Source organism: Curtobacterium sp. MCBA15_005 (assembly GCF_001864855.1).
Classification (GTDB): Bacteria; Actinomycetota; Actinomycetes; order Actinomycetales; family Microbacteriaceae; genus Curtobacterium; species Curtobacterium flaccumfaciens.
The window spans coordinates 55,511-76,452 of record NZ_MJGL01000056.1 but is presented as its reverse complement, the minus strand read 5'-3'; the positions used below and the strand labels follow the sequence as shown (position 1 = coordinate 76,452).

General features: G+C 71.8%; 18 protein-coding genes. 10 read left to right on the top strand and 8 right to left on the bottom strand.

Features of this window, described 5'->3' with window-relative positions:
* Positions 1–55 precede the first annotated feature (55 nt).
* The 5 genes from BIU89_RS13985 to BIU89_RS13965 form a co-directional block, all read right to left on the bottom strand.
* On the bottom strand, positions 56–733 hold the full coding sequence (locus BIU89_RS13985) for an ABC transporter ATP-binding protein (RefSeq protein ID WP_027466375.1): 678 nt from the start codon (positions 731–733) through the stop codon (positions 56–58).
* A gap of 101 nt (positions 734–834) precedes the next feature.
* Positions 835–2,373, bottom strand: coding sequence for an ABC transporter permease (locus tag BIU89_RS13980; protein ID WP_071247363.1), 1,539 nt, complete (start codon positions 2,371–2,373; stop codon positions 835–837).
* Between the two features lie 129 nt (positions 2,374–2,502).
* Entirely contained in the window at positions 2,503–3,213 is a 711-nt protein-coding gene (locus BIU89_RS13975) for a glycosyltransferase (RefSeq protein WP_071247361.1), read from the bottom strand.
* A complete protein-coding gene (locus tag BIU89_RS13970) occupies positions 3,210–4,565 on the bottom strand; it encodes a bifunctional PIG-L family deacetylase/class I SAM-dependent methyltransferase (RefSeq protein ID WP_254791650.1) in 1,356 nt (451 codons plus the stop codon). The genes BIU89_RS13975 and BIU89_RS13970 overlap by 4 nt, the downstream gene beginning before the upstream one ends.
* Complete coding sequence (locus BIU89_RS13965) at positions 4,562–5,596, bottom strand: acyl-CoA dehydrogenase family protein (RefSeq protein WP_071247358.1); 1,035 nt, start codon at positions 5,594–5,596, stop codon at positions 4,562–4,564. The genes BIU89_RS13970 and BIU89_RS13965 overlap by 4 nt, the downstream gene beginning before the upstream one ends.
* Positions 5,597–5,699: 103 nt before the next feature.
* Between BIU89_RS13965 and BIU89_RS13960 the strand changes: the two genes are divergently transcribed.
* The 4 genes from BIU89_RS13960 (at position 5,700) to rplL (ending at position 9,181) form a co-directional block, all read left to right on the top strand.
* The gene (locus BIU89_RS13960; RefSeq protein WP_138803839.1) at positions 5,700–6,440 is read left to right on the top strand and encodes a response regulator transcription factor; all 741 of its coding nucleotides are present in this window, start codon (positions 5,700–5,702) and stop codon (positions 6,438–6,440) included.
* On the top strand, positions 6,437–7,951 hold the full coding sequence (locus tag BIU89_RS13955; RefSeq protein WP_071247355.1) for a sensor histidine kinase: 1,515 nt from the start codon (positions 6,437–6,439) through the stop codon (positions 7,949–7,951). Before BIU89_RS13960 ends, BIU89_RS13955 begins: the two co-directional genes overlap by 4 nt.
* A gap of 279 nt (positions 7,952–8,230) precedes the next feature.
* Complete coding sequence (gene rplJ, locus BIU89_RS13950) at positions 8,231–8,746, top strand: 50S ribosomal protein L10 (protein ID WP_017888663.1); 516 nt, start codon at positions 8,231–8,233, stop codon at positions 8,744–8,746.
* 51 nt (positions 8,747–8,797) lie between these two features.
* Entirely contained in the window at positions 8,798–9,181 is a 384-nt protein-coding gene (gene rplL, locus BIU89_RS13945; RefSeq protein ID WP_027466380.1) for a 50S ribosomal protein L7/L12, read from the top strand.
* Between the two features lie 160 nt (positions 9,182–9,341).
* On the opposite strand, the gene BIU89_RS13940 is transcribed toward rplL, so the two are convergent.
* Both BIU89_RS13940 and BIU89_RS13935 read right to left on the bottom strand, forming a co-directional pair.
* Positions 9,342–10,268 carry a hypothetical protein gene (locus BIU89_RS13940; protein ID WP_071247353.1) on the bottom strand — a complete coding sequence of 309 codons (927 nt, stop codon included), beginning with the start codon at positions 10,266–10,268 and terminating at the stop codon, positions 9,342–9,344.
* A gap of 192 nt (positions 10,269–10,460) precedes the next feature.
* Complete coding sequence (locus BIU89_RS13935) at positions 10,461–11,885, bottom strand: amino acid permease (protein ID WP_071247351.1); 1,425 nt, start codon at positions 11,883–11,885, stop codon at positions 10,461–10,463.
* A 126-nt stretch (positions 11,886–12,011) separates the two neighbouring features.
* Here BIU89_RS13935 and BIU89_RS13930 point away from each other — a divergent pair, with 126 nt between their 5' ends.
* The 5 genes from BIU89_RS13930 to BIU89_RS13910 all read left to right on the top strand — a co-directional run bounded on the left by BIU89_RS13930 (position 12,012) and on the right by BIU89_RS13910 (position 18,732).
* On the top strand, positions 12,012–13,886 hold the full coding sequence (locus tag BIU89_RS13930) for an ABC transporter ATP-binding protein (protein WP_071247874.1): 1,875 nt from the start codon (positions 12,012–12,014) through the stop codon (positions 13,884–13,886).
* Between the two features lie 173 nt (positions 13,887–14,059).
* Complete coding sequence (locus tag BIU89_RS13925; RefSeq protein ID WP_027466384.1) at positions 14,060–15,424, top strand: cystathionine beta-synthase; 1,365 nt, start codon at positions 14,060–14,062, stop codon at positions 15,422–15,424.
* Between the two features lie 13 nt (positions 15,425–15,437).
* Entirely contained in the window at positions 15,438–16,583 is a 1,146-nt protein-coding gene (locus BIU89_RS13920) for a cystathionine gamma-synthase (RefSeq protein ID WP_017888669.1), read from the top strand.
* A 103-nt stretch (positions 16,584–16,686) separates the two neighbouring features.
* Positions 16,687–18,129, top strand: coding sequence for an MFS transporter (locus BIU89_RS13915; RefSeq protein ID WP_071247349.1), 1,443 nt, complete (start codon positions 16,687–16,689; stop codon positions 18,127–18,129).
* A gap of 30 nt (positions 18,130–18,159) precedes the next feature.
* Positions 18,160–18,732, top strand: a complete 573-nt coding sequence (locus tag BIU89_RS13910; protein WP_071247347.1) for a substrate-binding domain-containing protein — start codon at positions 18,160–18,162, stop codon at positions 18,730–18,732.
* 113 nt (positions 18,733–18,845) lie between these two features.
* Here the strand turns inward: BIU89_RS13910 and BIU89_RS13905 are convergent, their stop codons facing one another.
* Positions 18,846–19,427: a TetR/AcrR family transcriptional regulator gene (locus tag BIU89_RS13905; protein ID WP_139179218.1), complete on the bottom strand. Its 582-nt coding sequence runs from the start codon at positions 19,425–19,427 to the stop codon at positions 18,846–18,848.
* A gap of 227 nt (positions 19,428–19,654) precedes the next feature.
* Between BIU89_RS13905 and BIU89_RS13900 the strand changes: the two genes are divergently transcribed.
* Complete coding sequence (locus BIU89_RS13900) at positions 19,655–20,911, top strand: multidrug effflux MFS transporter (RefSeq protein ID WP_051596893.1); 1,257 nt, start codon at positions 19,655–19,657, stop codon at positions 20,909–20,911.
* Positions 20,912–20,942: the final 31 nt, after the last annotated feature.

Here is a 20,942-nt window from a genome sequence, read left to right as displayed (position 1 = left end):
GTGGACTGTCGCGCAGCGCGAAACGCGGACGGACACCCCGCCGCCCGCCGCCCCGCTAGACCTCGCGGACCTGCCCCTGCTTGATGTGCAGGCGACGCTCGGCACGCTTCGCGACCCACGAGTCGTGCGTGACGATGACGACGGTCAGGCCGCGCTCCCGCCACTGCTTCTCGATGAGCGCCATGATCTCGTCGCGGGTCGACTCGTCGAGCGCACCCGTCGGCTCGTCGGCGAGCAGCACGCTCGGGTTCTTCACCAGCGCCCGGGCGATCGCCACGCGCTGCTGCTGTCCGCCGGACAGCTCGGCCGGCAGGTGCTCCATCCGCTCACCCAGTCCGACCTCGCGGAGGGCAGCGACCGCACGCTCGCGGACCTCGCTCCGGGACCGGTTCGCGAGCGACCCCGCGAACGCCGTCTCGACGTTCTCGAGCGCCGTCAGCGTCGGGATCAGGTTGAAGCTCTGGAACACGAAGCCGATCTCGGTCGCCCGCAGGTCGGTCAGCGCGCCGTCGCCGAGCTTCGCCACGTCGCGGTCGCCACCGAGGTGGATCGACCCGGCACTCGGCCGGTCGAGCGCTCCGAGCATCTGCAGCAGCGTCGACTTCCCGCCGCCGGTCGGCCCCTGGACGGCCACGAGTTGCCCCTGCGGGATCGTCAGGTGGACGTTCGTCAGGGCGGTGACGGTCCGGTTCTTCTGCTTGTAGGTCTTGCTGACGTTCGTCAGCCGGTACATCGGACTGGAGGCACGGCTCGCCTCCGCCTCGCCGGTCGCGGTGTCGGTGCTGGTCACGGTTGCTCCTGTCGTCGATTCGGTCGTGTCGGTGCGGCCGGGCATCAGGCCACGCTCCGGAGCGCCTCGGCCGGACGGAGCCGGCTCGCCCGCCAGCCGCCGAGCGCGCCGGCGATGAGGCCGCCGAGGATCGCCAGGCCGATCGCCAGCAGGATGATCTCGACGGTCACCGGGGCGTGCAGGACCACGTCGGTCGTCGACGCGGTGCTCGCGCCGCCGCCGAAGCCCCCGGCCGGTGCACCGCCCGTCGTGCCGCTGCCCGCGGCCGCGGTCGCTGCGCCGCCGGGCATGCCACCACCGCCAGCGGCACCCCCGCCGGTCGTGCTCGAGGCGCTCGCCGAGATCGTCGGACTGATGACGTTCACGACGAGGATGCCGATCAGGCCGGCCGCGGCGCCGAGCACGCCGCCGATCAGGCCCTGCACCAGGGACTCGCCGGCCACCTGTCGGGTGATGCGGCCGTTCGACCAGCCGATCGCCTTGAGGGTCCCGAACTCGCGGGTGCGGCGGGTCACGCCGGAGATCGTGAAGAGGATCGCGATGAGGAACGCCGCGGCGAGCACGACGATCGACAGCCACTTGCCGAGGTTCGAGACCAGGCTCGACGCGGTGCTGAGCGACCCGGACACGCTCGATGCCAGGTCGGCCTCGGTGGAGACGGTGGCGCTCGTCAGCTTCGCCTGCAGTGCGGACTTGATGGTGCTGACGTCCGACGACGACTCGGCGGAGACGTAGATCGAGGTGACCTTGCCGTCGAGGTCGGCCAGCGCCTGCGCGGTGTCGAGCGGGATGTAGGTGTTCGAGCCCGTGGTCGAGGCCGAGCCGGTGGAGCTGACGATGCCGATGACGGTGAAGTCCGTGCCGCCGATGTCGACGGTGTCGCCGACCGCCTTCGACTCGCTCTTCGCGTACGACGCATCGAGCACGACGACGTCCTTGCCCGCGTCCTTCGCGGCGAAGGTGCGCCCCTTCGTGAGCTCGGTGCTCGTGAGCGGACCGACCGTCGCGCCGGACACCGGGATGCCGGTCACCGTGAACGAGTCGACGCTGAACGACCCACCGCCGAACCCGCCGCCACCGCCGGTGTCCCCGCTCGGCGGGCCCTGCTGGGTCGTGCTGTCGCTGCTGGAGTCGCTGCTGCTGCTGTCGTCGGTCGACTGCTGCTGGACCTGGCCGGAGAACGTGCTGTTCTCGAGGGTCAGCACACCCGTCGCGGCCTTGACGCCGTCGGTGCTCGTGATCGTGGACAGGTTCGCGGCGTCCAGGGTGCTCGTGCCGCGCGCGACCGCGAGCCGCGACTGCGACAGGTCGGTCGAACCGCTGTCGTCGTCGCTGTCGCCCTGGCTGCCGAAGTCGAAGCTCGGACGCCCGCCGTTCGTCGACGCCGTCGCGGTCTTGGTGACGGTGATGTCGGTGCCGACGCCGTACACGGACTGCAGGACGCTCGACTGCGCTGCCTGCACGCCACCCGAGATCGACGACACGATCACCACGAGGGCGATGGCCAGGGCCATCCCGATCGCGATGATGACCGTCTGCTTCTTGCGGTTCGTGAGTTCGCGCCTGAGGTAGGTCAGGAACATGGTTCTCCTCGGTGGTGGCCGGCTGGGGTCACCGGCCGCGCAGAGCACGCGGCGGGGCCGACGGAGGAGAACCTAGGCACGCTGTCGATGACCGACCCATCGCGCACCTATGTGACGGCTAAGGGCGCATCAGCCGACGTCGCCGTACCGCTGGCGCAGGTGCTCCGCGTACCCGCCGGGGGTCCGGCCGGCGAAACGCCCGCTCGTCACCACCGGCAGGTCGACGGTGGCGTCCACCCGGAAGCCGAGCGCCCGCGCCCGGGCCACCAGCCGCGCGTCCTCGTGCTCGGGCACGGGGTCGAACCCGCCGAGGCTGACGTACGCCGCGGCGAGCACGCCGAGGTTCGCGCCGTGCACGTGGCCGAGGGCAGCACCGGGCGGGTGCGCCAGCGTCCAGCGGTCGAGCACCGCGGGCGCCAGGTCGTCCGGGTCGGGGACGACGGCGCCGACGAGCACCTGCGCGCCGGACGCCAGGGCGTCGCACTGCTGGACGAGCCACCGTTCGTGCACCCGGGAATCGGCGTCGGTGTGGGCGAGCCACCGGGCCGCCGGGTCGCCGTCGTGCGCACGGAGGGCGTGCGTTGCCCCGATGGTCCGTGCCCGACCGACCCCGACACGGTCTGTGGTCAGGACGTCGACCGGGTACCGCGCGACCACCGAAGCGGTGCCGTCCGTGCAGCCGTCGAGCACCACCGTGACGGCGGCGTCGACTCCGGGTCGCTCCGCGGCGAGCCGGTCGAGGGCCACCAGGAGCGCATCGAGGCACGCGGCGATCCGGTCCGCCTCGTCGTGCGCGGGGACGACGACGTCGATGCGTGCACGTGATTCCGGTCGCGTCACCGGATGATCCCCTCGGCCCGGGCCACCGAGGTGACCGCCGGGCCGGGAAGGACACTCAGGACGAAGTCCTCCTCCACGTGCCGGAGCAGAGCGGGACGTGGCCACCGTTCGGTCAGCCGCGCGTCCACCGCGTCACCGCTCGACACGGCCTCGTCGTCGGGATGCCGCCAGTGGCAGGCCACGAGCACGCCGTCGTCGTCGAGCGACCCGAGCACACGGTCGATCGTCGCGTCGAGGTCGGCGGGCGACAGGTAGTACCCGACCTCGGACATCACCACCAGGTCCCAGCGCCCGTCCGGCCACTCCGCCGGCAGCGCCGCCTGCACGAACCGCGCGGTCGGGGCACGGTGGGCAGCACGCTCCAGCGGCGCCGCCGAGATGTCGGTGCCGAGCACGTCGTCCGCGCGTTCGGCGAGGGCGGCCGTCAGGACCCCGGTGGCACAGCCGAGCTCGAGCGCCGACCGGTAGCGCGGGCGGGGGAGCGCCGCCAGCGTCACGGCACGCTTGCGCTGCTCGTACCAGGACCCGTCGAAGTCCCACCCCTCGGGCTTCCGGTCGTAGTGGGCGTCGAACGACTCGCGAGACCGCGACGGGGCGGGCCCCGGCGCGAAGAACCACTCCGTCGTCCGCAGGTGGTGGGCGGCGTGCCGGTCGTCGACGATCGCCTCGTCCCCCGGCGCGGGCGACAGGGGCCGGGTCTGCGACGGGTAGGCGTCGAGGGCGGCACGCTTCCGGGCGACGAGGTCGTCGGGCAGCGACAGGGCCCGGACGTCGTCCCACGGGGCGACGGAGCGGTCCGGGTCGTCCCAGTGCCAGGCCCAGACCGGGTACGCGAGCAGGTCGACGTCGGCGGCGCTCGCCGCGGCGGCCTCGGCGACCTCGCCGGCGATGCGGTGGTCGCGGTGCCCGTCCCCGCGCCACGGCGCGACGAGCAGCACGGGGCGGGCGGCGTCGGCGAGCACCGTGTCGAGGGTGTCGACGACACGGTCTCGGTGTTCGCGGGTCGCGCCGTCCGGGATCCCCGCCGAGGTCGACGTCACGTCGGGGTGCAGGGTGCGCAGGGCCGCCACGAACTCGTCGTCACGGGCGGCGGCGAGCGCCTCCGGGGTCGTCGTGGGGGAGTCCGGGTGGGAGCGCTCGCCGCGGGTGAGCAGCAGCACGTGCACGGGGACGCCGGCGTCTGCGGCGGCCGCGATCAGGCCACCGGCGCCGAGGGTCTCGTCGTCGGGGTGCGGTGCGACGACCACCACCGATCCGGTGCCGGCCAGGTTGATCGCCGGTGCGTCCAGGCCGTCGAGGAACCCCGTCCACGCCGCCGGGTCGGTGCCCGGCTCGCGGTGGTCGAAGCTCACCACGCGACACCGCCCCGCTCGAGCACCATGCGGCCGATCCGGGCCAGGTCGCGGGCTCCGTGGTCCTGCAGGACGTAGAGCTCGAGGTCGGCGACCCGCGCGGCGACGGCGGCGTCGGCGGTCAGCGGAGCCGGGCCGATCGTGGCGACCACCCGCTCGCGCACGGCGTCGACCGATCGGCGCACCCGAGACCGGACGGTCTGGGCGAGCAACCGCCAGTCGGTGTCGTCGGAACCCGGGTCGGACCCGTCGATCCGGGCGGCGGCGTCGGCGAGGGCGTCCTCGGCGTCGGCGAGGTCGGCCACGGTGGCGCCGAGGGCGGCCTGCAGCAGCTCGGACTCCGGGTGCGCGGCCGCGGTCTCGCGGAGCACCCGGGCGAGCCCGACCGCACCGCCCCACCAGCAGGCCGCGACGCCGATGCCGCCCCAGGCGAACCCGGGACGGCCGAGGTACCAACCGGGATCGCCGACGGCTCGTGCCCGGACGCCGTCGAAGTCGACCGGTCCGCTCGGCACGTCCGGCATGCCGCGTGCGACCCAGGCGTCGTCGTGCACGGTGACGCCGGGCTGTCGCAGGTCCACGGCGACGAGGACCCGCTCGTCGCCCAGGTGCGCGGTGACCAGGGCGTGCGAGAGCGTCGAGGCGAGCGAGCACCACGGCTTCGTGCCGTGCAGCAGGACCGTGCCGTCGTTCTGGGGCGCGGCATCGAGCCGGAGGCCCGGGCCCTCGGCGGCGAAGACACCCCAGGTCGAGCCGTCCGCGGCGTCGACGCCGGCCTGTGCCAGGATCCCGAGCGCGTCCAGGTGCGGTTCGACGGTGCGGGCGGTGGCGACGTCCGCCGCGGCGACCGCGGCGAGCGTGCCGAAGAACCCGCCGGCCGTCCCGGCGGACAGGGGTGGGGTGGTGGCGGCGACCGCTCGCGCGACCGCGAGGCGGTCCGTCGGTGTCGAGCCGGGCCTCCCGGTCGTCCGTTCGATCCGCGCGGTGTCCAGGTGCCGGGCCGACGGGGGCCAGGCTGCAGATCGCAACATGCTCCCAACGTACGGAGCGGCACACGTGGACGTGTCCTCGATCCACAGAACGCACTGGGCCGTGCCACAGACGACTCATAGGAACTTCTCGATACTCGAAGACGTGACCATCTCCCAGCCCGCAGCAGCCCCGCGCCTCACGCGTGCCGACGGAACCCCGTTGCGCATCCTGGTCGTCGACGACGAAGCCAGCCTCACCGACCTGTTGTCCATGGCGCTCCGCTACGAGGGCTGGGACGTCAAGAGCGCGAACGGCGGCCAGGACGCCCTGACGACCGCGCGGGAGTTCAAGCCCGACGCGATGGTGCTCGACGTGATGATGCCGGACCTCGACGGGCTGCAGGTGCTCAGCCGGCTGCGGCAGAACAACGACGACACCCCGGTGCTGTTCCTCACCGCGAAGGACTCCGTCGAGGACCGCGTGACCGGACTCACCGCGGGCGGCGACGACTACGTCACCAAGCCGTTCTCCCTCGAGGAGGTCGTGGCGCGTCTGCGTGGGCTCATCCGCCGCTCGCAGATCTCGATCTCCGAGGCCGGCGACTCCCGCATCGTCGTCGGCGACCTGGTGCTCGACGAGGAGTCGTACGAGGTCTCCCGTGCCGGCCGGCCCGTCGAGCTGACCGCCACCGAGTTCGAGCTGCTCCGGTTCCTGATGCGCAACCCTCGTCGGGTGCTCTCGAAGGCGCAGATCCTGGACCGCGTGTGGTCGTACGACTTCGGCGGCAAGTCGTCGGTCGTCGAGATCTACATCTCCTACCTGCGCAAGAAGATCGACGCCGGTGAGACCCCGATGATCCACACGGTGCGCGGCGTCGGGTACGTCATCAAGCCGACCTCGTGACCCTGCGGCGCCGGCTCGTCCTGAGCATCGTCGCCCTCGTCGTCGCCGTCAGCGCGGTGATCGGGGCGGCCAGCATCATCGCGCTCGCCTCGATCCAGACCAGCGCGATCGACAAGCAGATCACGAGCGCCACGCACCGGGCGCAGCGGTACCTGCAGCAGAACCAGTCGGGGCAGCCGAGCATCGACCTGTCCCGACCGTCCGGGCAGGCCGCCGGCACCCTGACCGCGTACTTCGTCGACGGGCAGGTCGTCATCGCGAACGTGCTCGACGACTACGGCCGCCCGAGCGGGGTCCCGCAGACGAGCGCCGAGGCACTGGGGTCCGTCCGCGTGGACGCCGACCCGGAGACGATCGACCTCGGCTCGGACGTCGGGCGGTACCGCCTCGCCGCCGTCAACGTCGGCCCGGCCGTCCTGGTCGTGGGGCTCCCGATGGCCCCCGTCTACGACAGCGTCTGGAAGCTCTTCGGGGTCGTCCTCGCCGTCGTGGCGACCGCACTGGTCGCCGGTTCGGTCGTCGCCGCGTTCGTGGTCCGGCAGTCGCTCCGACCGCTCGAGCGCGTCGCGGAGACCGCGTCCACCGTCGCGCGCATGCCGCTCGACCGCAGCGACGCCCTCGACGGTGTCCGCGTGCCCGACACCGACCCCCGAACCGAGGTCGGCCGGGTCGGCAGCGCGTTCAACCGCATGCTCGGGCACATCGGCAGTGCGATGCAGGCCCGGGAACGCTCGGAGCAGAAGGTGCGGCAGTTCGTCGCCGACGCCTCGCACGAGCTCCGGACCCCGCTCGCCTCGGTGCGCGGGTACGCCGAGCTCACCCGGCGGATGGGCGGCGACCTGCCGAAGGACGTCGTCTACGCGATGAGCCGCATCGAGTCCGAGTCCATCCGGATGACCTCGATGGTGGAGGACCTGCTGCTCCTCGCCCGGCTCGACGAAGGCCGCGAGATCCAGTTCGCCGAGGTCGACCTGACCGGCCTGGTGCTCGACGCGGTGAACGACGCACACGCCGCCTCGCCGGAACACCCCATCGAGGTCGACGTCCCGCCGGAGCCGGTGACCATCACGGGCGACGCCGCACGCCTGCACCAGGTCATCGTGAACCTCGTCACCAACGCCCGGACCCACACGCCCGAGGGCACCCGCATCACGGTGGGCCTCGCGCCGGTCGACGGCGGAGTCGACCTGACCGTGCGCGACACCGGCCAGGGGATCGACCCGGAGTTCCTGCCGAAGCTGTTCGAGCGCTTCGCCCGGGCCGACAGCTCGCGGTCCCGCACGGTCGGGTCGACCGGCCTCGGGCTCGCCATCGTGGACGCGGTGGTGCAGGCGCACGGTGGCCGGGTCGAGGTCACGAGCGAGCCGGGAGACACCGTGTTCACGGTGCACCTGCCGCGCGACCCTGCTGCGGCTGCCGCCGCGGCGGGGGCTGTCGCGTCGTCGTCGGCTGACCCTGCCGGGTCCGCGGACTGGTCGGCGACACCCGCTGCGGTGGACCGTGCCCACTGACGGTCGGGAGGCGCGGGGCGGGGCCGCCCCGTGCCTCCCGTGTGGTGTTTGGTGACGCCCACGGCGTCTGGTACAGTTCTCGAAGCCAAAGACCGCCGGATGTCGTGCTGCTCGCAACGTGTTTGTGAACATCGTGACCGAAGGTCCTCACTCGTGAGGCATCCCGCGCAGGTGTTCCGAACCACTCCCACCATCTGGTGAGAGCAGCTCCGAGCCTCTGCGCCGGAGCTTTTTTCGTTCGTGGACCTGGGGCTGCCGGCAAGACCCCCAAGGAGAACCATGGCGAACAAGGAAGCTGCGGTCGCCGAGCTCACGGAGTCCTTCCGTAGCTCGAACGCCGTTCTGCTCACCGAGTACCGCGGTCTCACGGTCGCGCAGCTCAAGGAGCTCCGCAACTCGATCCGTGAGCACGCCACGTACGCCGTGGTGAAGAACACGCTGACCAAGATCGCGGCGAACAACGCCGGCATCTCGTCGTTCGACGACGAGCTCGCCGGTCCGTCCGCTCTCGCCTTCGTCCACGGTGACACCGTCGCCGTCGCGAAGTCGCTGCGTGCATTCGCCAAGGCGAACCCCGAGCTCGTGGTGAAGGGCGGTTACTTCGACGGTAACCCGCTCACCGCGACCGAGGTGGACAAGCTCGCCGACCTCGAGTCCCGTGAAGTGCTGCTCGGCAAGCTCGCCGGCGCACTCAAGGCCTCGCTGTTCGGTGCTGCGTACCTGTTCCAGGCACCCCTCTCGCAGGCCGTCCGCACCGTGGACGCCCTTCGCGAGAAGCAGGAGTCCGCGGCCTGATCAGGCTCGCGTTCATCAACCACACGTACTAGCTAGTAGTAGGAGAAAATCATGGCGAAGCTTTCGCAGGACGAGCTCATCGAGGCCTTCAAGGAGCTCACGCTCATCGAGCTCTCGGACTTCGTGAAGAAGTTCGAAGAGGTCTTCGAGGTCACCGCGGCCGCCCCGGTCGCCGCTGCCGCCCCCGCCGGCGCAGCTGCTCCGGCCGAGGCCGCTGAGGAGAAGACCGAGTTCGACGTCATCCTCAAGTCCGCTGGTGACAAGAAGATCCAGGTCATCAAGGAGGTCCGTGGCCTGACGTCGCTCGGCCTCGGTGAGGCCAAGGCGCTCGTCGAGACCGCCGACGCCAAGATCCTCGAGGGTGCGAACAAGGAGACCGCCGACAAGGCGAAGGCGACCCTCGAGGCCGCTGGCGCCACGATCGAGCTCGCGTAGTCTCGACCGTTCCGGTCACGAAGGCCGCTGCCCCTCGGGGCGGCGGCCTTCGTCGTGTGCGGGGGCCGCGCGCGGCGGGCGCGGCGACGTTTCGCGCTCACCGACACTTCACGCGCGCTCCGGCCCGTGACGTGTCGGTCAGCGCGTGAGGTCGTACCGCTCAGATGAAGACGCCGTGCGAGCGGAAGAGCGCACGGAGGCGGTCCGGCTCGACGAGGTGCCACCACGTCACGCGGATGACGGCCCTGACTGCGGGGAGCGCGCGGAGCCGGTCCTCACGACGCTTCTCGGCCCAGAGGACGTCCGCGGGATCGCGCCCCTGCAGCATCGACGGGTCGACGTACTTCTGCCGGCCGTCGAACTCGACGACGACGCCGAGTGACGGGAACCAGAAGTCGACGCGGTCGACCGTGCCGTCGCGGTGCCGGAACTCGACCTGCGGCTCGCACGACGGGAGTCCGACCTGCACGAACCGGATCGCAGCGAACGATTCGCCGACCGACTCGTGCCGTGCATCGAGCGCCGAGAGGACCGTCGCGGCGCGCACCGAGCCGCGTGCAGGACGGACGGGGACCACGCCGCGGAGGTCGTCCAGGGTGAGCACCCCCTGGCGGATGCCGGCATCGACGGCCACGGCGGCGACGTGGCGCGACCCTGTCGTGATGAGCGCCGTCGCGGTGTCCAGGGCCGCCGTGACCGGTACGCCGTCGAACGCCGTGGCAGCGGTCCGCGGCGTCGGACCGCTCGGATGACGGATGAGACCGGCTCGGTGCTGGATGACCGAGACTGCCGGGTCGACCACGTGGACCCGGTCCGGTGCGTCCCCGACCAGTGGCCAGCCGTGGATCAGCGCGGCGGTGACGTGGGAGAACACCGAGCCAGGACGCAGCCGTGGCGCGATGGCCCGCGCACGGGCGAGGTGCTGGCCGACAGCGCTCAGCGCTCCCCACTCCTCGGTCACGATGTACACGCCCGCGCGCAGGCGGACCAACGATCCCGAGGCGTACCGACGTTGCAGGAGTCTCGCGTGGGTCGGGTCCTGTGCGGTGGCACGGAGCAGGTGCGGGCGGTGAGTGCTCTCGTTCATGCCGTGATGTTCGTCGACGGCGACTGCCGCCGGTGTCCGAACAGGGCATCTGTGGACGAGGCGGTCCCAACGTGGCCGCTGTGGACGAGGAACCGCGTCGCGAGTTCACGCGCTCAGCGACACCTCACGGGGGACGGCGCGCGTGAGGTGTCGGTGAGCACGTGAGGTCGGCGCGGCGGGCGCGGCGGTGCGTCAGCGCAGGGTGCTGTGGCGGCGGCCGTAGGCCAGGTAGAGCAGGGCGCCGGCGACCATCCAGATGCCGAATGCGATCCAGGTGGTGGCACCGAGGAACACCGCGAGCAGCACGCAGCTCAGGGTGCCGAGGATCGGCACGACGGGGAACAGCGGCACCCGGTACGAGCGCTCCAGGTCGGGCTGCGAGCGGCGGAGCACGATGACGGACACGTTCACCAGGGCGAAGGCGACGAGGGTGCCGATGCTCGTGGCGTCGGCGAGTTCACCGAGGGGCACGAGCGCGGCGACGATCGTCACGGCGATGCCGATGATGAGCGTGTTCGCGATCGGGGTGCCGGTGCGACGGGAGACCCGCCCGAAGACCTTCGGTACCAGGCCGTCGCGGGACATCGTGAGCAGGATGCGGGTCTGGCCGTACAGGACGGTGAGGACGACGCTGGCGATGGCGACGACGGCGCCGATCGAGAACACGAGGGCGACGAGCGGCTGCCCCGTGACGTCGACCACGATGCGGACGAGTGACGCTTCGGACGACGAGAACGCGGTCCACGAGCGGGCCCCGACGGCGGCGATCGCGACGAGGATGTACAGCGCCGTGATGAGCGCGATCGAGCCGATGATCGCCCGCGGCAGGTCGCGGCGGGGGTTCTTCGCCTCTTCACCGGCGGTCGAGGCGGCGTCGAAGCCGATGTACGAGAAGAACAGCCGTGACGCGGCGGCGGTGACCCCGGCGGCGCCCATCGGTGCGAGCGGCTCGAAGTTCTGCGCCCGGAACGCCGTGAACGCCACGACGACGAAGAAGACCAGCAGGGCGATCTTCACGATCACCATGACCGTGTTCACCCAGGCGCTCTCGCGGGCGCCGGGCAGCAGCACGACGGTGGCGAGCAGGACCAGGACCGCCGCGGGCAGGTTGACCACGCCGCCGTCGGCCGGGGGAGCGGCGAGCGCGGTGGGCAGGTGCAGGCCGAACACACGGAGGGTCTCGTCGACGTACTCGCTGGCACCCACGGCGACCGCGGCCACCGAGACGGCGTACTCGAGCACGAGGCACCAGCCGCAGATCCAGGCGATGCCCTCGCCCATCGTGGCGTACGTGTACGAGTAGCTGGACCCCGAGGTCGGGACGGCGCCCGCCATCTCGGCGTAGGACAGCGCGGACAGCAGCGCGGCGATCCCGGCGACGACGAACGAGATCCAGACGGCGGGACCGGCGAGCGGGACCGCGGTGCCGAGGACGACCAGGATGCCGGTGCCGAGCGTGGCCCCGACGCTGATCATCGTCAGCTGCCAGACCCCGAGCGACCGACGGAGCGGTTCACCGTTGACACCTCGGGAGGCTTCGGCCTGCAGCTGCTCGATCGGCTTGCGGCGGGCGAGCTGCGCCCCCAGGGACGTGGGACGTGACGGCGCGGACGACATGGGACCTCGGTGGTGCGGGGACGGGGACGGCACATGCTCGCACGCCCCCTGAACGGGGTCAAATACTGCGGTGCTGTGGAGCGGGCGGTCGATGTCCGAGCGCGGGGCTACGGTGGCTCCATGAGCATGGGACACGGCGGCCGAGGCGGCGGTCCGCGCGGGGGTGGGCGCATCTCGAGCGGCGACTTCCGTGCGCAGAAGGCCGCCAACGCCGAGGCGCCGAGGATCCCGCACCTGGTCCGGCGCATCGCCGCGCTGTTCGAGCCGCACCGTCGGGCGATCATGCTCACGGTCGTCCTCGTGCTGATCGGTGCGGCCATCTCGGTCGTGCCGCCGCTGCTCACCCAGCAGGCGTTCGACCGTGGGCTGTTCCCGCCGTCGGGTCGCCCGGACGTGCCGGTGCTGATCGAGCTCGTGTCCGCGATGGTCCTGCTCTGGATCGCGAGCGCCGGGGTCGGCGTCTGGCAGACGTACCTGACCGCGACGGTCGGCAACAAGGTCATGGGGGCGATGCGGATGCGCCTGTTCGCGCACCTGCAGCGGATGGAACTGGCGTTCTTCACCCGCACCAAGACCGGCGTCATCCAGTCACGCCTGCAGAACGACGTGGGCGGCGTGGCGAGCGTGCTGAACAACACGATCTCGTCGGTGCTCGGCAACACCGTGACCGTGATCGCCGCCGTGGTCGCGATGCTCCTGCTGAGCTGGCAGATGACGCTGGTCGCCGTGGTCCTGCTGCCGCTGCTGGTGATCGCGCAGCGCCGCGTCGGCCAGGTCCGCGCCCGCATCGCCGCGCAGACGCAGGAGTCGCTGTCCGACATGACGGCCATCACGCAAGAGGCGCTGAGCGTCTCCGGCATCCTGCTCGCGAAGAGCTTCAACCAGCAGGCCAGCGAGACCCGCCGCTACGGGGACGAGAACCGCAACCAGATCACCCTGCAGGTGCGCCAGCAGATGTCCGGGCAGTGGTTCTTCGCGATCGTGCAGATCTTCCTGTCGATCATCCCGGCGATCATCTACGTCGTCGCCGCGTACCTGATCATCGGCGACGTCCCGATCACGGCCGGGACGATCGTCGCGTTCACGACGGTGCAGTCCCGGCTGCTGTTCCCGACGGTCGGGCTGCTGCGCGTGGTCCTCGACCTGCAGACCTCCGGTGCGCTCTTCGCGCGCATCTTCGAGTACTTCGACCTCAAGCCGGCCATCACCGACTCGCCGACCGCCCGGCCCGTGGACGAGTCGAAGGTCGGCCACGTCGCCTTCGACGACGTCGTCTTCACCTACCCCGACGGCGAAGCCGACAAGCCGACCCTGCGCGGGGTGTCGTTCGAGCTGCGCCCCGGGCAGTTCGCGGCCTTCGTCGGTCCCTCCGGCGCGGGCAAGACGACGGTGTCCTACCTGGTGCCCCGGCTGTACGAGGCGACCGAGGGCTCGGTGCGCTTCGCCGGGCAGGACGTCCGCGACCTGGTGCACGAGGACCTGATGCGGCACGTCGGCATCGTCAGCCAGGAGACGTACCTGTTCCACGCCACGATCGGTGAGAACCTGCGGTACGCCAAGCCCGACGCCACCGACGACGAGCTCGAGCGTGCGGCCCATGCGGCGAACATCCACGACACGATCGCGTCGTTCCCGGACGGCTACGACACCGTCGTGGGGGAGCGCGGCTACCGCCTGTCCGGTGGTGAGAAGCAGCGCATCGCCATCGCCCGGGTCATGCTGAAGGACCCGCCGGTGCTCGTCCTCGACGAGGCCACCAGCGCGCTCGACTCCATCTCGGAGCACGTCGTGCAGACGGCGCTCGACACGGCGGCGGCCGGCCGGACCACCATCTCCATCGCGCACCGGCTGTCGACGATCCGCGACGCCGACGTCATCTTCGTCCTCGACCACGGCCAGATCGTCGAGCAGGGCACGCACGACCAGCTCCTCGCCCTCGACGGCACGTACGCGCAGCTTCACCGACAGCAGAACACGTCGGCGGACGTCGTCCGCCCCTGACGGTCGTGGTCGCGACCGGGCGCCGGACGGGAGGCCCGTGGCGGCGTCCGCACGGGCCTCCCGTCCGGCGCGCAGCGCGACCAGGGCACGCCGTCCGCCGCGGGATCCCGGAGCGTTGTCCGCACACGACACATCCCAGCGGGACGCGGGGACCGCGTCCTAGACTCGACGGCGTGCGTTACGCGAACTCCGTCGTCGACCTCGTCGGCGACACCCCGCTCGTCAAGCTCAACCGGGTGACCGAGGGGGTGCGGGCGACCATCCTGGTGAAGGTCGAGTACCTGAACCCCGGTGGGTCGTCGAAGGACCGCATCGCCACCCGGATCATCGACGCGGCCGAGGCCTCCGGCGACCTGCGCCCCGGCGGGACCATCGTCGAACCGACCTCCGGCAACACCGGCGTCGGCCTGGCCCTGGTCGCACAGCAGCGCGGCTACCGGTGCGTCTTCGTGCTGCCCGACAAGGTCGGCGAGGACAAGCGCAACGTGCTGACGGCGTACGGCGCCGAGATCGTCGTCACCCCGACCGCGGTCGCGCCGGAGCACCCCGAGTCCTACTACTCGGTGTCGGACCGGCTCGTGCAGGAGATCCCCGGCGCCTACAAGCCGAACCAGTACGCGAACCCGAACGGTCCCCGCAGCCACTACGAGACCACCGGTCCGGAGATCTGGCGCGACACCGAGGGGCAGATCACCCACTTCGTCGCGGGCGTCGGCACCGGCGGCACGATCTCCGGCACCGGACGGTACCTGAAGGAGGCGTCCGACGGCGGCGTCCGCATCGTCGGGGCCGACCCCGAGGGCTCCGTCTACTCCGGCGGCACCGGTCGCCCGTACCTGGTCGAGGGCGTCGGCGAGGACTTCTGGCCGAGCGCGTACGACGCCGGCGTGCCGGACGAGATCATCGCCGTGTCGGACGCCGACTCCTTCGCGATGACCCGTCGCCTGGCGCGTGAAGAAGGACTGCTCGTCGGCGGCTCGAGCGGCATGGCCGTCGTCGCGGCACTCCGCGCCGCCCGTGACCTGACCGAGGACGACGTCGTCGTCGTGCTGCTGCCGGACGGCGGCCGCGGCTACCTCGGCAAGATCTTCAACGACCGGTGGATGCGCTCCTACGGCTTCGCCGAGACCGACGACGAGCGCACCGTCGGCTCGCTCATCGCCGGCAAGGACGGCCGCCTGCCCGACCTGGTGCACGCGCACCCGGCGGACACCGTGCGCGACGTCGTCGACATCATGACCAAGTACGGCGTCTCGCAGATGCCGGTGCTCAGCGCGGAGCCGCCCGTCGTCATCGGCGAGGTCGTCGGCGCCGTCGAGGAGAAGGCACTGCTCGAGCAGGTCTTCACCGGCACCGCGAAGATGTCGGACGCGCTCACCGGCTTCGTCGGCGACCCGCTGCCGCTCATCGGCGTCGGCGAGTCAGTCTCCGCGGCGCGTCGTGCGCTCGAGTCGGCCGACGCGCTCCTCGTCGTCGAGGACGGCAAGCCCGTCACCGTGCTGACCCGGCACGACCTCCTCACCTACCTCTCCGAGTAAGGAACCACCGAGCATGACCGAGTTCAGCACCCGGGCCGTCCACGCCGGCCAAGAGCCCGACGAGACCACCGGCGCCGTCATCCCGCCGATCCACCTGACGTCGACGTACGTGCAGGACGGCGTCGGCGGTATGCGCAACGGCTACGAGTACTCGCGCGCCGGCAACCCGACGCGCGACTCGCTGCAGGTGCTCCTCGCCGACCTCGACGGGGGCGTCGCGGCGTCGTCGTTCGCCTCCGGGCTCGCCGCCGAGGACGCCCTGCTCCGCGCCGCACTGGTCCCCGGTGGCCGTGTCGTGATGGGCAACGACGTGTACGGCGGCACCCACCGCCTGGTGAGTCGGCTGCACGTTCCGTGGGGTGTCGAGCTCGTCGTCGTCGACATGAGCGACCTCGACCAGGTCCGCGCGGCACTGCAGGGGGCCCCGGCCACCACGGTGCTGTGGGTCGAGACGCCGACGAACCCGCTCATGAAGATCGCCGACATCGCCGCGCTCGCGACCCTCGGGCACGAGTCGGGCGCCCTGGTGGTCGTCGACAACACGTTCGCGTCGCCGTACCTGCAGCAGCCGCTGTCGCTCGGCGCCGACGTCGTCGTGTACTCGACCACGAAGTACCTCGGCGGACACTCCGACGTCGTCGGCGGAGCCGTCGTGCTCGCGGACGAGGAGCTCGCGGCGAAGGTGCAGTTCCTGCAGTTCGGCGCGGGTGCGATCTCGTCGCCGTTCGACGCCTACCTGACCACCCGTGGCATCAAGACGCTCGCGGTGCGGATGGAGCGGCACTCGCGGAACGCGCAGGCCGTCGCCGAGGCGCTCGTCGTCGCGCCCGGCGTCGAGCGCGTCTACTACCCGGGCCTGCCCGACCACCCGGGGCACGACGTCGCCGCCCGCCAGATGCGTGGCTTCGGCGGGATGCTCTCGGTCGCGCTGTCCGGCGGCGCCGAGGCCGCGAAGCGGTTCGCGGAGTCGACGGAGCTGTTCGCCCTGGCCGAGTCGCTCGGTGGCGTGGAGTCGCTCATCGGGTACCCGAGCGAGATGACCCACGCGTCGGTCAAGGGCACCGAGCTGGCCGTGCCGGAGAACGTCGTGCGGCTGTCGGTCGGCATCGAGGACGCCGGCGACCTGGTGGCGGACCTGGAGCAGGCGCTGACGCGCTGACGCGTGGCCCGGTGACGCGGACCGCCGACGCGGACCGCTGACGCGGGACCGTTGACGCGGGACCACTGCCACACCGTCACCCCTCGCCCCTACGATGTCGTAGGTGAGCACAACGGCGTCGCGGACCAGCCTGCTGAGCGGGCCGTACGCCCTCGCGACGATCGGCATGGTCGCGATCGTCGGCGTCGCGGCGTTCCAGAACCTGGCGATGACGACGATCATGCCGGTGATCAGCCGCGACCTCGACGGCGAGACCCTGTACGCGCTCGCCTTCGCCGCCCCGCTCGCCGCCGGGGTGCCGGGGATGGTGCTCGCCGGCAACTGGACCGATCGCGCCGGTGGCCGGATCGTGGCGTGGGTGTCGGCGGCGTTCTTCGCGGTGGGGACCGCCGTGGTCATGCTCGCGCCGACCATGGAGGTGTTCCTGGCCGGCCGGCTCATCGAGGGGTTCGGCGCCGGGGCCATCGACGTGGTGCTCTACGTGCTCGTCGCCCGGATCTTCCCCGCCGAGCTGCACGGCCCGGTGTTCGCCGGGTTCGCCGCGGCCTGGGTCGTGCCGGCGTTGATCGGCCCCGCCCTGGCCGGCATCGTCACCGACACCTGGAACTGGCACTGGGTGTTCGCCGGGGCGCTGGCGATCGCGCTGGTCGCCTTCGCCCTGCTCGTGCCGACCCTCGGCCGGGTGCACGCTCCGGCCGCGTCGCTCCGCCCGCCGTGGCAGCGGCTCAGGATCGGCTGGTCGGTGGCCGCTGCCGTGTCGATCCTGCTGCTCAACGTCGCGCCCGACCTGACCCCGTGGGGCATGGTCGCGGCGGTGCTCGTCGGGTTGGTCGGCACCTGGTTCGCCCTGCGGCCGCTGCTGCCGACCGGCACGTTCCGGGCCGCGGCCGGGCTGCCGTCGGTCGTGCTGCTGCGCGGGCTCGTCGCCGCGTCGTTCTTCGGGAGCGAGGCGTACGTGCCGTTCCTGCTGCAGGCCGAACACGGGTTGTCGCCGTCGGCTGCGGGGCTGGCCCTGACGGTGGCGGCACTCAGCTGGGCTGCTTCGAGCTGGGCGCACGGTCGTCTGGGGGAACAGCGGCTCACCGCCCGTCGCACCTTCGGGGTCGGGCTGACGCTGGTGCTCGTCAGCCTGGTGACCGCGCTCGCTGTCGCGACGTTCGACCTGTCGTGGTGGGTGCTGGTCGCCGGCTGGTTCGTCGGTGGCGCGGGCATGGGCGCGATCTACCCGCGCGCCTCGATGCTGACCCTGCGGTTCTCCGGCGAGGGCGACGACGGGTTCGCGAGCTCGGCCCTGACGATCGCTGACGCAGCCGGCAGCGTGATCGGTCTCGCGGTGACCGGCCTGCTCTTCACCGCGACCGGTGGTGCCGACGGCACGATGTCGTTCCCCCTGGTCTTCGCGGCGATGATCGGTTTCGCTGCGCTGGCGATCGCGGCCGTCCGACGGCTCGGCCCCGTGCCGGCGCCGGCGACGACGGCCCCGGTCGGCCCGAGCGGATCCGTCCCGTCGCGGACTCCGTCGTCGCACGGCCCGGCCGCCGGGTAGCGTGGCAGACCGGACCGAAGAGGAGACCCCGTGCTGCGCATCGTCGCCGTGACCGTCGCCCTGGCGGCGGCCCTGACCCTGGCCGGGTGCCAGGGCACGACGTCGGCTGCCCCCACACCGGTGCAGAGCACCGACCTGACGAGCTCCGACGGCGGTTTCGACCAGCAGGCCGTGATCGGTGTCGTCCTGCTCCAGGACGACGCGGCCCTCGCAGACCGGCTCCGCACCGACCTGACCGACGCCGGGTTCCGGCCCGACGTCCGGGTCGCTCCGGCATCGGGCGCTGCGGCGTCACAGCAGACCGCGGTCGCCCAGCTCGTGCGCAAGGGCGCCAAGGCCCTGCTCGTGCACGCCGCCCGACCGTCCACCCTGACCGGTGTGATCCAGACAGCACACGACGCCGGGGTCGTCGTGGTGTCCCTCGGCGACCCGCTGCCCGCCGCCGGCACCGGTGGCGACGGCGTGTCCGCCGACTACCGCGTGCCGTCGGAGGGCGACGACGCGGACGTCGCTGCCACCGCGGTCGAGGTCGTGCAGTCCCTGCAGCGCGGCGAGAAGCCGGAGACCGACCCGTCGGACGGCGACACGACCGACGCCGAGTAGGCACGCACAGCACGCACAGCACGCACAGCACGCACAGCACGAGCAGCACGAGCACGGCAGCAGGCCAGCACCCACGCGCTCACGCGATCACACGACCGAAACGAACGGCCCGCTCAGCTCCACCACGCCGGGAACGACAGCGTGATCGTCTCCACCAGCGCCTTCCGCGACCGACGGGGCCCCGCCAGCCAGGCCTCGATCGCCCCGACGAACCCCTGCGCCACGAACCCCGCGGCGACGTCGTCGAGCAGCTCGGGCCGGCGTGCGGGGTCGAGCTCGCGGATGTGCAGGGCACTCGACACCGTGAAGTGCTCGACGAGCAGCCGGTGCAGCGACGCGTCGTTCGGGTCCGGCAGCGCCTTGCCGTAGATGTCGCGGTGCGTGGTCACGTGCTCGACGACGGCGTTGATGCCGCGCCGGGTGATGGCTGCGAGCTCGTCGGCTCCGGCGCCCCGGTCGGCGGCGGCTCGGCGCTCGTCGGCGTCGTCCTGCCGGATGCGGTCGAGTTCCGGCGTCAGGACGTCGGCGAGCAGCGACCCGGGGGAGACGGCGTGCGAGTAGAACGTGGCCCGGTTGATGCCGGCGGCACGCGTGACGTCGGCGACGGTGATCTCCGAGACCGGTCGGTCCGCGGCGAGTCGCAGGATCGCCTCGCGCAGCGCTGCAGTGGTGTGCAGGATCCGGGCATCCACCATGACGCCCACCCCCTTCTGATCCGCTTCACCCGGAAGGCCCCCGAGCAGTCCGACGCTACCGCATGGTCCGCGCGCGGCCGAGGGGCAGCACGAGCCGCTTCACGCGGGCGGCCGGCACCGGCGGCGCCGAGCACGCACCGGCGACCGTAGGATGGTTCCGCGGACGAATCGATTCGATCGACCCGCGATCACCCCCGCCCCCCTCATCGTCGAAGGACTCCTGTCTCGTGACCGCGCCCGCCACCACCGGTTCGCTCCGGGTCGTCCTGCACCCGGGAGACTCGCTCTCCCGCGGGCAGCGACTCGTCTACGTCTTCGTCCTGGGCGCCCTCACGGCGCTCGGTCCGTTCACGATCGACCTGTACCTGCCGGCGTTCCCGGCGATCAAGGACCAGTTCAGCGTCACCGACGGTGCGGTCCAGCTGACGCTCACCGCGACGACGCTCGGCTTCGCCATCGGGCAGCTCCTGGTCGGCCCGTGGAGCGACAAGGTGGGTCGCCGGCTGCCGCTGATCATCGCGACGACGGTGCACATCGCCGCGTCGATCGGCGCCGCGACCGCGCCGGACATCGAGCTGCTCGCCGTGTTCCGCGTGCTGCAGGGCATGGGCGCCGCAGCCGGTGGTGTCGTCGCGATGGCGACGGTGCGTGACCTGTTCGGCGGCAAGCCGCTGGTGCGGATGCTGTCCCGCCTGGCGATGGTGAACGGCCTCGCGCCGATCCTCGCGCCGCTCATCGGTTCGCAGATGCTGCAGTTCACCAGCTGGCGCGGCATCTTCGTCTTCCTCGCCTGCTACGGCCTGGCGGTGGTGATCGCGTCGATCCTGCTCATCGTCGAGACCCTGCCGCCGGCCCGCCGGCACGAGGCCGGGCACTCCACCATCGGCCAGCGCTACAAGGCGCTGTTCTCCGACCGGATCTTCGTCGGTGTCGCGCTCATCGGCGCCATGGTGTTCAGCGGGCTGTTCTCGTACCTCAGCGCGTCGCCGTTCCTGTTCCAGCAGGTCTACGGGCTCGACGCGCAGCAGTACGGGCTGCTCTTCGCCGTCAACTCGGTCGGGGTCGTCCTCGGTGTGCAGATCTCGTCGCGGCTCGCCCAGCGCGTCGGTCCGCAGTGGATCCTGGCGTGCTCGACCGCGACCCTGCTGCTGGCGTCGCTCGCGATCATCGTCCTCGACCAGCTCGGGGCCGGTCTGGTCGGCGTGCTGGTGCCGCTGTGGTTCTTCATCGCCGCGTGCGGGTTCTCGTTCCCGCTCGTCCAGGTCATCGGTCTCGCCGCCCACGGAAAAGAGGCGGGGACCGCCGCCTCGGTGCTCGGTGCCCTGAACTTCGGCGTCGCCGGGCTCATCTCGCCGGTCGTCGGTTGGCTCGGCATCACGACGGCCACCCCGATGGCGATGGTGATGGCGTCGACCGCCGCCGTCGCGATCCTGATGCTCTGGTTCGTGGTCCGCCCCCGGACGGTCCCCGCGCTCACGCACTGACGACCCGGACCGCCGCGCGCTCCGGTCCCTA

Excerpts from the sequence above, each read along its gene's own strand:
- BIU89_RS13985 (WP_027466375.1), bottom strand. The coding sequence starts at position 733 with ATGTACCGGCTGACGAACGTCAGCAAGACCTACAAGCAGAAGAACCGG.
- BIU89_RS13980 (WP_071247363.1), bottom strand. The coding sequence starts at position 2,373 with ATGTTCCTGACCTACCTCAGGCGCGAACTCACGAACCGCAAGAAGCAG.
- BIU89_RS13965 (WP_071247358.1), bottom strand. The coding sequence starts at position 5,596 with ATGTTGCGATCTGCAGCCTGGCCCCCGTCGGCCCGGCACCTGGACACC.
- rplJ (WP_017888663.1), top strand. The coding sequence starts at position 8,231 with ATGGCGAACAAGGAAGCTGCGGTCGCCGAGCTCACGGAGTCCTTCCGT.
- rplL (WP_027466380.1), top strand. The coding sequence starts at position 8,798 with ATGGCGAAGCTTTCGCAGGACGAGCTCATCGAGGCCTTCAAGGAGCTC.
- BIU89_RS13940 (WP_071247353.1), bottom strand. The coding sequence starts at position 10,268 with ATGAACGAGAGCACTCACCGCCCGCACCTGCTCCGTGCCACCGCACAG.
- BIU89_RS13935 (WP_071247351.1), bottom strand. The coding sequence starts at position 11,885 with ATGTCGTCCGCGCCGTCACGTCCCACGTCCCTGGGGGCGCAGCTCGCC.
- BIU89_RS13930 (WP_071247874.1), top strand. The coding sequence starts at position 12,012 with ATGGGACACGGCGGCCGAGGCGGCGGTCCGCGCGGGGGTGGGCGCATC.
- BIU89_RS13920 (WP_017888669.1), top strand. The coding sequence starts at position 15,438 with ATGACCGAGTTCAGCACCCGGGCCGTCCACGCCGGCCAAGAGCCCGAC.
- BIU89_RS13905 (WP_139179218.1), bottom strand. The coding sequence starts at position 19,427 with ATGGTGGATGCCCGGATCCTGCACACCACTGCAGCGCTGCGCGAGGCG.